Source organism: Streptococcus mitis, from assembly GCF_003944325.1.
Classification (GTDB): Bacteria; Bacillota; Bacilli; order Lactobacillales; family Streptococcaceae; genus Streptococcus; species Streptococcus mitis_CW.
The window spans coordinates 1-14,010 of the sequence record NZ_RJPX01000006.1; the positions used below are offsets into that span (position 1 = coordinate 1).

Sequence of the window (14,010 nt, forward strand, 5' to 3'; positions counted from 1 at the left end):
GAATACACTGATCCAGTAGCGAATACACTGATCCAGTAGCGACCAAAGGCACGCAAGAACCAGGACGTGAGGGAGAATCAGCGGTTAACGAGTTACTAGAGTACACTAATCCAGTAGCGACAAAAGGAACACAAGAGCCAGGACATGAAGGAGAATCAGAGGTCCAACCGGAGTTACCAGAGTACACTGATCCAGTAGCAACTAAAGGAACACAAGAACCAGGCCATGAAGGAGAATCGGCGGTTAACGAGTTACCAGAGTACACTGATTCAGTAGAGACAAAAGGGACGCAAGAGCTAGGACATGAAGGAGAATCAGAGGTCCAACCGGAGTTACCAGAGTACACTGATCCAGTAGCGACCAAAGGCACGCAAGCACCAGATCATGAGGGCGAAGCTGCAGTAGAAGAAGAACTTCCGACTTTAGAGGTTACTACACGAAATAGAACGGAAATCCAGAATATTCTTTATGCAACAGAAGAAATTCAGGATCCAACACTTCTGAAAAATCGTCGTGAAACTGAACGACAAGGTCAAGCAGGAACGCGTACAATTCAATATGAAGACTACATCGTAGATGGTAATGTCGTAGAAACTAAAGAACTATCACGAACTGAAGTAGCTCCAGTAAAAGAAATCGTTAAAGTAGGAACACTAGTCAAAGTTAAACCTACAGTAGAAATTGCCAACTTAACAAAAGCTGAGAACAAAAAATCTATAACTGTAAGTTATAACTTAACAGACACTACATCAGCGTATGTCTCTGCCAAAGCGCAAATTTTCCAAGGTGATCAGCTGATTAAAGAGGTGGATATAGAAAATCCTGCTAAAGCGCAAGTAATCTCAGGTTTAGATTACTACACACCTTACACACTAAAAACACGTTTAACTTATAATCTAGGAGAAAACGATGAACAAAGTACAGAAACATCAACTCAAGCTTTCCAATTAGATTATAAGAAAATAGAAATTAAAGATATTGATTCAGTAGAATTATACGGCAAAGAAAATGACCGTTATCGTAGATATTTAAGTCTAAGTGAAGCACCGACTGATACGGCTAAATACTTTGTAAAAATAAAATCAGATAGATTCAAAGAAATGTATATACCTGTAAAATCTATTACAGAAAATACGGATGGAACTTATAAAGTGATGGCAGCTGTTGATCAACTTGTAGAAGAAGGTGCAGAAGGATATAAAGAGGACTACACATTTAATGTAGCTAAATCTAAAGCGGAGCAACCAGGAGTTTATACATCGTTCAAACAACTTGTAACAGCGATACAAAGCAACTTAGCAGGTGTATATAAATTAGCTGCGGATATGACAGCCGATGAAGTAGGACTACCAGAAAATCAAACAAGTTACATAAAAGGAGAATTTACAGGAACGTTAGTAGGAACAGAAGGAAGCAAAGCATATGCTATATATGACCTGAAAAAACCACTGTTCGACATATTAAAAAATGCAACTGTAAAAGATTTAGATCTTAAAAATACACAAGTGGATAGCAAAGAGAATGCCGCAGCAGTAGCAAAAACAGCGGATAATGCTACTATCAGCAATGTAGCTGTAGAAGGAAAAGTATCAGGTAGAAAATCAGTTGCAGGATTAGTAGTAGATGCAACAAATACAAGAATAGAAAACAGCTCATTCAGCGGAAAACTAATCGCCAACCACGCGGATAACAATGCAAATTACGCTGGAGGAATCGTTGGTAAATTAACTGGTGGAAATGCCAAAGTTGATAAATCGAAAGTAGATGTTGTAATCTCTACAGCAGCACGTAATAATAACCAAACAGCCGGAGGAATCGTTGGTAAACTAGAAAACTCTGCTTTAGTCACAAGATCTGTAACAACAGGTAAAATCCTCAACGGTCAAGGATATCCAAGAGTTGGGGGAATAGTTGGGTCTACATATCCAAGAGGTCGTGTGGATAATGTAGTAAGCAATATGAATGTTGGTGATGGATATGCTACTACAGGAGATCAATTCGGTAGTGCAGATGTGAAGAATGCTATTACTTCTGTTGAAAATAAAAAACAAGATAACTTCGTTCGAAAAGTAACTAAAGAAGAAGTGGATGCTAAGATTACTTCTTATGGAATCACAGTAACTCTTGATGATACTGGGCAAGACCTAAAAGCAAACTCAAAAGAAGTTGACTATACAGCATTAAGTAAAGCGCAAGTTGAAAGAAAAGTAGCTTATAATAACATAGAAAAACTAATGCCGTTCTACAATAAAGAGCTAGTTGTTTACTATGGTAACAAAGTAGCGACAACGGATAAACTTTATACTACAGAACTGCTAGACGTAGTGCCTATGAACGGAAATGAAGTAGTAACGGATATTAATAATAAGAAAAATTCAATCAATAGAGTTATGTTACACTATAAAGACAACACAGTAGAATACTTAGATGTAACATTCAAAGAAAACTTCACAAACAGTCAAGTAGTCGAATACAATGTCGCAGACAAAGGATATATATTCACACCAGAAGCATTCGTATCAGATTACACAGCGATAACTAATAATGTACTAAGTGAATTGCAAAATGTAATGTTTAGCTCAGAAGCGACTAAGAAAGTATTAGGAGCGGTAAATAATGCAGCGTTAGATAACTTATACTTAGATAGAGAATTTGAGGAAGTTAAAACTAATATAGCAGAGCACTTAAGAAAAGTATTAGCAATGGATAAATCAATCAACACTACAGGAGATGGTGTAGTTGAATACGTAAGTGAAAAAATTAAAAATAACAAAGAAGCATTTATGCTGGGACTTACATACATGAACCGTTGGTACAATATTAATTATGACAGTCTGAATACGAAAGATTTATCAGTGTACAAATTTGACTTTAACGGAAATAATGAAGCTTCAACGCTAGATACTATCATCGCTTTAGGAAATAGCGGACTAGAAAACTTACGAGGACCAAATACGACAGGTCTATATGCGAGCACACTTGCACCACTTAAAGGAGAAGATTCAGTCTTTGACTTCGTAGAAGCGTATAGAAGACTGTTCCTGCCGAACAAAACAAATAACGAGTGGTTCAAAGATAATACAAAAGCATACATAGTAGAAGCGAAATCAGACATAGAAGAAGTTCGTGAAAAACAAGTATCACCAACAGCTGACAAGAAATACTCAATCGGAGTATATGATAGAATATCAGCACCAAGTTGGGGTTATAAGAGCATGATACTGCCACTATTAACGATGAAAGAAGAAAGTTTGTATGCAATATCTACTCTATCAACATTAGCCTTCGGTAGCTATGAACGTTATCGAGACAGAGGAGCGGACGGAGTTATCTTATCAGGAGAAGCTCTACGTCAATATGTTAGAGGAAAAGTAGATCAATCTGCGAAATGGCAAAGAGATCATTATGATATCTGGTATAGAGTTCTAGCGCCAGAATTTAAAGAAAGATTATACCGTGCAGTACCGGTAACAGACGCATTTGAGGTGAAAGATACAAATGGTAGAGGCTACTGGGCAACATTATCAGAAAAAAATATAGACTCTATCTATAGTTTCTTCGGACCAGTAGGTAAATACCATACACCAAGACCGAATGCAGGTGCTTACGCAACAGGAGTAGAGGCGTACTTTGTAATCGATAGACTGTTAGACCAGTACGGAACATCGGTTTATAGTCATGAGATGGTACACAATTCGGATTCTTCGATTTACTTTGAAGGGAATGGTAGACGAGAAGGACAAGGTGCGGAATTATATGCACTAGGACTACTTCAATCAGCGGATAGTGTGGATAAAGAAGCGATAGTATTAAACACAATCTTCAAAGGAGATAAAGACTCAAAAACTCGCTTGCACACATACGATCCAACGGCGAGATTCACCTCTGAAGAAGAAATTCAACACTACTTACATGGAATGTATGATGTGTTATACACACTTGATGCAATGGAAGCTAATGCAGTATTAACACAAACTGATGCTGTTAAGAAACAATGGTTTAGAAAAATCGAAAACTACTACGTGCGCGACGATAAATACAACAAAGACACACACGCAGGAAACAAAGTTCGTCCATTAACAGATGAAGAAGTAACAAGATTAACAACATTGAACTCATTAATTGAGAATGATATCATTAATAGACGTGCTTATCAAAATGAAACTCAATACGGAAGAAATGGCTATTACACGATAAGTATGTTCTCACCTATCTACGCAGGACTAAGCAATCCAAACGGTGCACCTGGAGATGTAATGTTTAGAAAAACAGCGTTTGAATTATATGCAGAAAAAGGATACCACAAAGGGTTCTTACCTTACGTGTCTAACCAATACGCAGCGGATGCACTTGCAGAAGGAAGTAAAACATACTCAAGTTGGTTTAGACGTGATGTTGCTTTAGTCACAGATAATTTAGTATTGAAAAAAGTATTTGATAATCGCTATCCAAACTGGGCAGAATTCAAAAAAGATATGTTTAACCAACGTATCAGTAAACAAAATAACTTAAAAGTAATAACAATTCAGTACGAATTAGATAAACCAAATAGCACAAAAGAAGTAACTATCTCATCAGCACAAGAGATGCAAGCTCTAATCGATGCAGCAGTAGCACATGATGTGAAAAATCTTAAACGAGCAACAGAAAATGTCCCATCAAGTTGGGTACACTTACTAAAACAAAAAATCTACAACGCGTACCTGCGTAGCACAGATGATTTCAGAGAATCTATTTATAAATAAGATTGTAAAGTTTTATTGTTGAATAGTGTTTCTTGTAAGAATGAGGAGTAAGATGACCAATCTACTCCTTTTTCTTATGGAGTGATATAGAAATTTTATTGAATGCAGATTGTAGGAATCATCTTCCACTCGCTAACGACCAATGGTGGCAAGATGTATCTCAATCCCGCAGAAAACGTTGATTTGAGAAATAACTTTGCTAGGGGAGTTCCTCCAAGTTGTCTGACTTGACTTTCTTGATGGAAATTATACAATAGTTGTAATAAAAACAATTACAACTAGAAAAGAGGACCATTTATGACCTATGAATACAAGAGTCACATTTATTTAGCAGAGGCAGTTTTAAATGTAAAGGATTTGGCAAGTCAAACAGCCTTTTATCAGCAAGTTATTGGTTTAGAAATCTTATCTCAAACTGAGACAGAGGTCGTTCTGGGGCTTGGAGGAAAAGCCTTGGTACACTTGATTCAAGCACAAGAGAGCGGAGAAGTGAGGGAACATTATGGTCTTTACCATCTGGCTATTCTCTTACCGACACGAAAGGCTTTGGCTGATATCTTGAAACACCTGACAGATTTACAGATTCCTCTTGTCGGCGGTGCAGACCATGGTTACAGTGAGGCTTTTTACTTGGAGGATTTGGAGGGAAATGGCATTGAACTCTATCGAGATAAGCCGGTTTCCACATGGGATATTCGAGAAGACGGTCGTATTATAGGGGTCACTGAGGTTCTTGCGGCATAGGATATCTATGAGTTGGGGGAAAGAGTAGAGCCCTTTATCCTAGCAGAAGGCACGAGAATGGGGCATATCCATCTTTCCGTCAAGGATAGTCGAAAGTCCAGCCAGTTTTATCAAAAAGTGTTAGGGTTAGAGGATAAATTCAGTGTGCCTAGCGCTAGTTGGATTGCAGCTGGGGATTACCATCATCATTTGGCAGTCAACGAATGGGGAGGAAAAGGCCTAGCTCCGCGTAAGCAAGGCTTGCCAGGTTTGGCCTATTATGTCATTGAGGTCGCTAGTAAAGAAGAATTGTTAACGATTGTGCAACGAGCACAAGCAGTTGCTACCCCAATCAAGTGGCTGACATCTAGCCAGCTGGAAATCACAGACCCAGATGGAATTGTGACTCGTATTCGCTTAGCAAGATAGACAGGATGTGATGAAAATCAGAGCATCAATTGTAGAAAGTGGTTTTTATTCTAGTATTCGCTTCTCCTCAGTTTATCAGCTTCCTCCTTGACACTCGGTCAGCTTTTGATACAATAGTACAAAATTAGAGGAGGTGGGTTATGATTCAGAAACATGCGATTCCTATTTTAGAGTTTGATGACAATCCTCAGGCGGTTATCATGCCTGATCACGAGGGGCTGGATTTGCATTTGCCCAAGAAGTGTGTCTATGCTTTTTTAGGTGAGGAGATTGACCGCTATGCGAGGGAAGTAGGGGCGGATTGTGTCGGCGAATTCGTTTCAGCCACCAAGACCTATCCAGTCTATGTCGTTAACTACAAGGACGAGGAACTTTGTTTGGCTCAGGCTCCTGTTGGTTCAGCTCCAGCAGCCCAGTTTATGGATTGGTTGATTGGCTATGGTGTGGAGCAGATTATTTCCACTGGAACCTGTGGTGTGCTGGCTGATATAGAAGAAAATGCCTTTCTAGTCCCTGTTCGCGCTCTGCGAGATGAAGGAGCCAGTTACCACTATGTGGCACCTTCTCGTTATATGGAAATGCAGCCAGAGGCTATTGCTGCCATTGAGCGAGTTTTGGAAGACAGAGGGATTCCTTATGAAGAAGTCATGACCTGGTCTACAGATGGCTTTTACCGAGAAACAGCTGAAAAGGTGGCTTATCGTAAGGAAGAAGGCTGTGCTGTTGTGGAGATGGAGTGTTCTGCGCTTGCGGCAGTGGCTCAACTGCGTGGGATTCTCTGGGGAGAGTTGTTGTTTACAGCGGATTCTCTAGTAGACTTGGACCAGTATGACAGTCGTGACTGGGGTTCAGAAGCTTTTGAAAAGGCCTTGGAACTCTGCCTTGAGATAGCCTCTCAGATCTAGCTACTCTCCTTCTTTTTATGGTACAATGGATGTATGTTATTCAAATTATTTGTGAAAAAACTTGAAAGGGTCTTTGGCGGACTTTCGCCAGCTCGTCGCATCTTTTTAAGTTTCGCTGGAGTTATTTTTATAGGTTCTCTCCTTTTGAGTTTGCCTTTTGTCCAGGCAAGTGGTTCGCAGGCCACTTATTTTGACCATCTTTTTACGACGGTGTCCATGGTCTGTGTGACTGGGCTCTTTACGCAGCCGGTGGCTACCACCTATAATGTTTGGGGTCAGCTGATTTGTATGCTCTTGATCCAGATTGGTGGTCTGGGGCTTATGACCTTTATCGGGGTTTTTTATATTCAGGGGAAGCAAAAGCTCAGTCTTCGCAGTCGTGAAACCATTCAGGAGAGCTTCAGTTACGGGGAGACTCGGTCGCTGAAGGCCTTTATGCGGTCCATCTTTTTGACGACTTTTCTGGTGGAGGGCTTGGGTGCCTTTCTGCTAAGTTTCCGTTTTGTTCCTGAGTTCGGCTGGGGACGGGGCATTTTTACCTCTATCTTTTTAGCTATTTCAGCCTTTTGTAATGCTGGTTTTGATAATTTCGGCAGTAGCAGTTTAGTAAATTTTCAGACGGATCCTTTAATCAATCTTGTCATTGCTGGTTTGATTATCACGGGTGGTCTGGGTTTTATGGTCTGGTTTGACTTGGCAACCCAGCTAGGCAAGAAGAAAAAACGCCGTCTGCGTTTCCATACCAAGCTGGTCCTCTTCTTGACCGCAGGGATTTTGTTGTTTGGGACAGGAGCTACGCTCTTTACAGAGTGGCACAATCCTGGAACCATTGGCAATCTCAGTGTTCCAGAGAAAGTGTTGGTTAGCTTTTTCCAAACGGTCAGCATGCGGACAGCAGGTTTTGCATCTATCGATTATACCCAAGCACGGCCTGTGACCCTGTTTATCTATATCCTACAAATGTTTCTGGGTGGGGCACCTGGAGGGACGGCTGGGGGTCTCAAAATTACGACCTTCTTTGTCTTGTTGGTCTTTGCTCGTAGTGAATTGCTGGGCTTGCCTCATGCCAATGTTGCGCAGAGAACCATTGAGGCTCGTACAGTCCAAAAATCCTTTAGTGTCTTCATTATTTTTTTGATGACCTTCTTGTTGGGCTTGATGTTGTTGGGGATTACAGCAGAAGGAACACCGCGATTTATCTACCTCATGTTTGAGACCATTTCAGCCCTTGCGACAGTTGGGGTAACGGCAAATCTGACACCAGAATTGGGCAAGCTAGCCCTCAGCATTGTCATGGTGCTCATGTTTATCGGCCGTATTGGTCCCTTGACCTTGCTGGTTAGTCTAGCGGATTACCAGCCTGATAAGAAAGATTTGATTCAGTATATGAAAGCAGATATTAGTATTGGATAAGAAAGGAAGAACTATGTCAGATCGTACGATTGGAATTTTAGGTTTGGGGATTTTCGGGAGTAGTGTCCTGATGGCCCTTGCCAAGCAAGATATGAATATCATTGCCATTGACGACCACGCCGAGCGTATCAATCAATTTGAGCCAGTTTTGGCGCGTGGAGTTGTGGGCGATATTACAGATGAGGAACTCCTCAGAACCGCAGGAATTGATACCTGTGATACGGTTGTAGTGGCGACAGGAGAAAATCTGGAGTCGAGTGTACTTGCAGTTATGCATTGTAAGAGTCTAGGTGTACCAAGGGTTATTGCCAAGGTCAAAAGCCAGACAGCCAAGAAGGTGCTAGAAAAAATCGGTGCCGACTCGGTGATTTCACCTGAGTATGAAATGGGGCAGTCACTAGCGCAGACCATTCTCTTTCATAACAATGTTGATGTCTTTCAGCTGGATAAAAATGTGTCTATCGTGGAGATGAAAATTCCTAGTGTTTGGGCAGGCCAAAGCCTGAGCCAGCTGGATCTACGTGGCAAATACAACCTTAATGTTCTAGGATTTCGTGAACAAGAAAATTCACCGCTGGATGTCCAGTTTGGCCCTAATGACCTCTTGAGAGCAGATGCCTATATCTTGGCGGTGATTAATAACCAGTATCTAGATGACTTGGCAGAATTAAATTCGTGAAAATTAATATAAGTATTTTATAAGAGGGATTTAAGAAAAATTTTAACTTTTTCTTAATCCTTTTTAATTTTAGGAGATTATACTAGAGTCATCAAATAAAGAAAAACTCTAAGGAGAATCCTATGAAATTCAATCCAAATCAAAGATATACTCGTTGGTCTATTCGCCGTCTCAGTGTCGGTGTTGCCTCAGTTGTTGTGGCCAGTGGCTTCTTTGTCCTAGTTGGACAACCAAGTTCTGTGCGTGCCGATGTGGTCAATCCGACCCCTGCTCAAGTTGTGCCAGATGCTGCTTCGGTGAGTGAAAAGAGCGACTTACCAGCAGAGGTTCTCAAGAAAGTAGTTGATGTAGCTCTTCCTTCAGAACAGGCAGAGTCAGCACCTAAAGCAAGCTTGGATACTACAAGCTCTCCAGAAAAAACGGATGTGACTGCTAAAGACCAAGTAGTAGCACCTAAAGAAGAAGTGCAAGCAAAACCAGAATCTAAGAAAGAAACAGAAGATGCGCTTAAACCTGTGACAAATCCTGCGCCTACAGTTTCTGGGCAAGACCGTGAAGCAAATGAAGCTCAACCAGCAACCACCCCAGCTGAAGTGCAAAAAGGCGTAGCCGACAATACTAAAGATACAGTGGATGTTCCAGCTACATACTTGGACAAGGCAAACTTCCCAGGCCCATTCACAGCAGGTGTCAACCAAGTTATTCCATACGAATTCTTTGCTGGTGACGGCATGTTAACTCGTCTTATCTTGAAAGCTTCTGATAAGGCTCCATGGTCAGACAATGGTTCAGCTAAAAATCCAGCTCTTCCACCAGTAGAAAAATTGGGCAAAGGTCTTTACTTCTACGAAGTGGATTTGGCAGGCACTCAAGGAAAATCGGACAAAGAGCTGCTTGCCCTCTTAAAACAAAACGGTACTCAAAGCTATAAAGCTACTATCAAAGTATACGGTGCAAAAGATGGCAAGGCAGACTTGAGCAATCTCGTAGCCACTAAGGATTTGACAGTAAACTTGAATGGCTTGACCACTCCAGCTGAAGTTCAAAAAGGCGTGGCAGACAATACCAAAGACACAGTAGATGTTCCAGCTACTTACTTGGACAAGGCCAACTTCCCAGGCCCATTCACAGCTGGTGTCAATCAAGTTATTCCGTATGAATTCTTCGCCGGTGATGGTATGTTGACTCGCCTTATCTTGAAAGCCTCAGACAAGGCTCCATGGTCAGACAACGGTTCAGCCAAAAATTCTGCTCTTCCACCAGTAGAGAAATTGGGCAAAGGCCTTTACTTCTACGAAGTAGATTTAGTAGGCACTCAAGGCAAATCAGACAAAGACCTTCTTGACCTCTTGAAACAAAACGGCACTCAAAGCTACAAGGCAACTATCAAAGTGTACGGCGCAAAAGATGGCAAGGCAGATTTGAGCAATCTCGTAGCGACTAAGGATTTGACAGTGAACTTGAATGGCTTGACTCCCCCAGCTGAAGTTCAAAAAGGCGTGGCAGACAATACCAAAGATACAGTGGATGTTCCAGCTACATACTTGGACAAGGCCAACTTCCCAGGCCCATTCACAGCCGGTGTTAACCAAGTCATTCCATATGAATTCTTCGCCGGAGACGGTATGTTGACTCGTCTCATCTTGAAAGCTTCTGATAAGGCTCCATGGTCAGACAACGGTTCAGCTAAAAATCCCGCCCTTCCACCAGTAGAGAAATTGGGTAAAGGACTTTACTTCTATGAAGTGGACTTAGCAGGTACTCAAGGCAAATCAGATAAAGACTTGTTAGACTTGTTGAAACAAAATGGCACTCAAAGCTATAAAGCTACTATTAAAGTGTACGGTGCCAAAGACGGCAAGGCCGATTTGAGCAACCTTGTAGCGACTAAGGATTTGACAGTAAATTTGAATGGACATCAGTCTCTTACTCCGATGCAATCAGGCTTCATCCCATCTTCTAATGGCTCAGCTATGCCGGCTCCAATGATGAATAGTCATCAATATGCGTCTAAGATGAACGCTCAAATGCCAAGTGCTAACCAAGATGAGACGAGATCCAAAATGCCAGCTGCTAGTCAGGATAAGATGATGCCTAACAAAGAGCAGGATAAAACCATGAATGCTAGCCAGTCTATGGCAACACCAAGCATGAAACAAGATCAAGCTCCAGCAGCCTCAAGAAAAATGTCTGATGAAGGCAAGATGGCATCTAATAACAAGACGTCAAGTCCAATGATGGCTGATAAAATGAAAGACCAAAAAGACATGCTTCCATATACTGGTGAAGCTCAAACATCAATGGCTACTCTTGGATTCTTTGGACTCGCCTTGGCTGGACTGCTAGGTGGCCTCGGTTTGAAAGCTAAAAAAGAGGAAAATGACTAGTCTAGCTACAGACTTTCTATCTAGGATTTGAAAAATCCAGATATCGTTTAGAATATTCGTAAAGCGATTAAAATAGTGTTATACTATTGTGGTATAGCACTGTTTTTTTCAAAGGAGAGACAGATGGGAAAGACAATTTTACTCGTTGACGACGAGGTAGAAATTACAGATATTCATCAACGTTATCTGATTCAGGCAGGATATCAGGTTTTGGTAGCTCATGATGGGGTAGAGGCCTTAGAAATCTTCAAGCGAAAACCGATTGATTTGATTATTACAGATATCATGATGCCTCGGATGGATGGTTATGATTTGATTAGTGAGGTTCAGTATCAATCTCCAGATCAGCCTTTTCTCTTTATCACGGCTAAGACCAGTGAGCAGGACAAGATTTATGGCCTCAGCTTAGGGGCAGATGACTTTATTGCCAAGCCCTTTAGCCCTCGTGAGCTGGTTTTGCGTGTCCACAATATCTTGCGTCGCCTTCATCGTGGAGGTGAGACAGAGGTCGTCAGTCTCGGGGATTTACGGATGAATCACGCTAGTCATGAGGTCCAAGTCGGAGATGTGGCGCTGGATTTGACAGTCAAATCCTTCGAACTTCTATGGCTTTTAGCCAGCAATCCAGAGCGGGTTTTCTCCAAGACAGACCTCTATGAAAAGGTCTGGCAGGAAGACTATGTGGATGATACCAATACCTTGAATGTTCATATTCATGCTCTTCGACAGGAGTTGGCTAAACATGCTAGTGCAGAAACGCCCACTATCAAAACCGTCTGGGGTTTGGGCTACAAAATTGAGAAAGCACGAGGTAGTCAATGAAATTAAAAAGTTATATTTTAGTTGGGTATATCATTTCAACACTCCTAACGATTATCGTGGTCTTTTGGGCTGTCCAGCGAATGTTAATTGAAGAAAGAGAAATTTATTTCCTAGTGGGTATGACTCTCGTGGCTAGTTTTATCGGTGCTGGGATTAGTCTCTTTCTCCTATCGCCTGTCTTTACTTCATTGGGAAAACTCAAGGAACATGCCAAGCGGGTAGCAGACAAGGACTTTCCTTCAAATCTGGAAGTTCAAGGACCTGTAGAATTTCAGCAATTAGGCCAAGCCTTCAATGAAATGTCTCATGATTTGCAGGCGACCTTTGATTCATTAGAAGAAAGCGAACGAGAAAAGGGCTTGATGATTGCCCAGCTGTCGCATGATATCAAGACTCCCATCACTTCGATCCAAGCGACGGTAGAAGGGATTTTGGATGGAGTTATCAAGGAAGGAGAACAGGATCATTATCTAGCAACCATTGGACGCCAGACTGAAAGACTCAATAAACTGGTTGAGGAGTTGAATTTTTTGACTCTAAATACAGTTAGGAATCAGGTGGAAACTGCCAGCAAGGACAGCATTTTTCTGGACCAGCTCTTGATTGAGTGCATGAGTGAATTTCAGTTCTTGATTGAGCAGGAGGAGCGAGATGTCCACTTGCAGGTAATCCCAGAGTCTGCCCGGATTGAAGGAGATTATGCCAAACTTTCTCGTATCTTGGTGAATCTGGTCAATAATGCTTTTAAATACTCTGCTCCAGGAACCAAGTTGGAAGTGGTGGCTAAGCTGGAAAATAACCAGCTTTCAATCAGTGTGACCGATGAGGGACAGGGGATTGCCCCAGAGGATTTGGAGAATATTTTCAAACGCCTTTATCGTGTCGAAACTTCGCGCAATATGAAAACAGGTGGTCATGGCTTAGGTCTTGCGATTGCGCGTGAATTGGCCCATCAATTGGGTGGAGAAATTACAGTCAGCAGCCAGTACGGTCTAGGAAGCACCTTTACCCTCCTTCTCAATCTCTCTGGCAATGAAAATAAAGCCTAAAACCCCTTTACAAATCCAGCTATTCATGGTAAAATGAATTTTGTGTGAAATATCAGCAGGAAAGCATGAAGCTCGTCAACAGGTGTCTTATGACAAGTAACCTTGGCTGTTTAGGCGAAGGGCATCTGCACGAATCAGGGCTTTCTAAGTGACTATTTCCACCGAAATATTATTTATATCAGGAGGACATTCACATGTCACGTTATACAGGACCATCTTGGAAACAAGCTCGTCGCCTTGGCCTTTCACTTACAGGTACAGGTAAAGAATTGGCACGTCGTAACTACGTACCAGGACAACACGGACCAAACAACCGTTCTAAATTGTCAGAATACGGTTTGCAATTGGCTGAAAAACAAAAACTTCGTTTCACTTACGGTGTAGGTGAAAAACAATTCCGTAACTTGTTCGTACAAGCTACAAAAATCAAAGGCGGAATCCTAGGTTTCAACTTCATGCTTCTTTTGGAACGTCGTTTGGATAACGTTGTTTACCGTCTTGGTCTTGCGACTACTCGTCGTCAAGCTCGTCAATTCGTAAACCACGGTCACATCCTTGTTGACGGAAAACGCGTTGATATCCCATCATACCGCGTAACTCCAGGTCAAGTGATCTCAGTTCGTGAAAAATCATTGAAAGTTCCAGCTATCCTTGAAGCAGTAGAAGCTACTCTTGGACGTCCAGCATTCGTATCATTCGACGCTGAAAAATTGGAAGGTTCATTGACTCGCTTGCCAGAACGCGACGAAATCAACCCAGAAATCAACGAAGCACTTGTCGTTGAATTCTACAACAAAATGCTTTAATTTTAAGAAATATCTTACAGAAAGCCTACAACAGTGGGCTTTTTGCTTTGTC

At 41.6% G+C, this 14,010-nt stretch carries 7 protein-coding genes and 2 pseudogenes; all 9 read left to right on the forward strand.

Annotated features, from left to right (window positions below; all coding sequences use genetic code 11):
• Nucleotides 1–29: 29 nt before the first annotated feature.
• Nucleotides 30–4,745 (forward strand): annotated as a pseudogene (zmpC, locus tag D8787_RS03115) (zinc metalloprotease C); the annotation flags it as partial.
• A gap of 297 nt (nucleotides 4,746–5,042) precedes the next feature.
• Nucleotides 5,043–5,897 (forward strand): annotated as a pseudogene (locus tag D8787_RS03120) (VOC family protein).
• A 140-nt stretch (nucleotides 5,898–6,037) separates the two neighbouring features.
• The gene (locus tag D8787_RS03125; RefSeq protein WP_125420697.1) at nucleotides 6,038–6,802 is read left to right on the forward strand and encodes a nucleoside phosphorylase; all 765 of its coding nucleotides are present in this window, start codon (nucleotides 6,038–6,040) and stop codon (nucleotides 6,800–6,802) included.
• Nucleotides 6,803–6,835: 33 nt separating this feature from the next.
• On the forward strand, nucleotides 6,836–8,215 hold the full coding sequence (locus D8787_RS03130; RefSeq protein ID WP_125420699.1) for a TrkH family potassium uptake protein: 1,380 nt from the start codon (nucleotides 6,836–6,838) through the stop codon (nucleotides 8,213–8,215).
• A gap of 13 nt (nucleotides 8,216–8,228) precedes the next feature.
• Nucleotides 8,229–8,894, forward strand: a complete 666-nt coding sequence (locus D8787_RS03135) for a potassium channel family protein (RefSeq protein WP_125420701.1) — start codon at nucleotides 8,229–8,231, stop codon at nucleotides 8,892–8,894.
• A 122-nt stretch (nucleotides 8,895–9,016) separates the two neighbouring features.
• Complete coding sequence (locus tag D8787_RS03140) at nucleotides 9,017–11,281, forward strand: SSURE domain-containing protein (RefSeq protein ID WP_125420703.1); 2,265 nt, start codon at nucleotides 9,017–9,019, stop codon at nucleotides 11,279–11,281.
• A gap of 123 nt (nucleotides 11,282–11,404) precedes the next feature.
• A complete protein-coding gene (locus D8787_RS03145) occupies nucleotides 11,405–12,103 on the forward strand; it encodes a response regulator transcription factor (protein WP_125420705.1) in 699 nt (232 codons plus the stop codon).
• Nucleotides 12,100–13,152, forward strand: a complete 1,053-nt coding sequence (locus tag D8787_RS03150) for a sensor histidine kinase (RefSeq protein ID WP_125420707.1) — start codon at nucleotides 12,100–12,102, stop codon at nucleotides 13,150–13,152. The genes D8787_RS03145 and D8787_RS03150 overlap by 4 nt, the downstream gene beginning before the upstream one ends.
• A gap of 194 nt (nucleotides 13,153–13,346) precedes the next feature.
• Complete coding sequence (rpsD, locus tag D8787_RS03155; protein WP_000092756.1) at nucleotides 13,347–13,958, forward strand: 30S ribosomal protein S4; 612 nt, start codon at nucleotides 13,347–13,349, stop codon at nucleotides 13,956–13,958.
• Nucleotides 13,959–14,010 lie beyond the last annotated feature (52 nt).

What these genes read in the sequence shown, in the direction of transcription:
- D8787_RS03125 (WP_125420697.1), top strand. Translation starts at nt 6,038, where the DNA reads ATGATTCAGAAACATGCGATTCCTATTTTAGAGTTTGATGACAATCCT.
- D8787_RS03130 (WP_125420699.1), top strand. Translation starts at nt 6,836, where the DNA reads ATGTTATTCAAATTATTTGTGAAAAAACTTGAAAGGGTCTTTGGCGGA.
- D8787_RS03135 (WP_125420701.1), top strand. Translation starts at nt 8,229, where the DNA reads ATGTCAGATCGTACGATTGGAATTTTAGGTTTGGGGATTTTCGGGAGT.
- D8787_RS03140 (WP_125420703.1), top strand. Translation starts at nt 9,017, where the DNA reads ATGAAATTCAATCCAAATCAAAGATATACTCGTTGGTCTATTCGCCGT.
- D8787_RS03145 (WP_125420705.1), top strand. Translation starts at nt 11,405, where the DNA reads ATGGGAAAGACAATTTTACTCGTTGACGACGAGGTAGAAATTACAGAT.
- D8787_RS03150 (WP_125420707.1), top strand. Translation starts at nt 12,100, where the DNA reads ATGAAATTAAAAAGTTATATTTTAGTTGGGTATATCATTTCAACACTC.
- rpsD (WP_000092756.1), top strand. Translation starts at nt 13,347, where the DNA reads ATGTCACGTTATACAGGACCATCTTGGAAACAAGCTCGTCGCCTTGGC.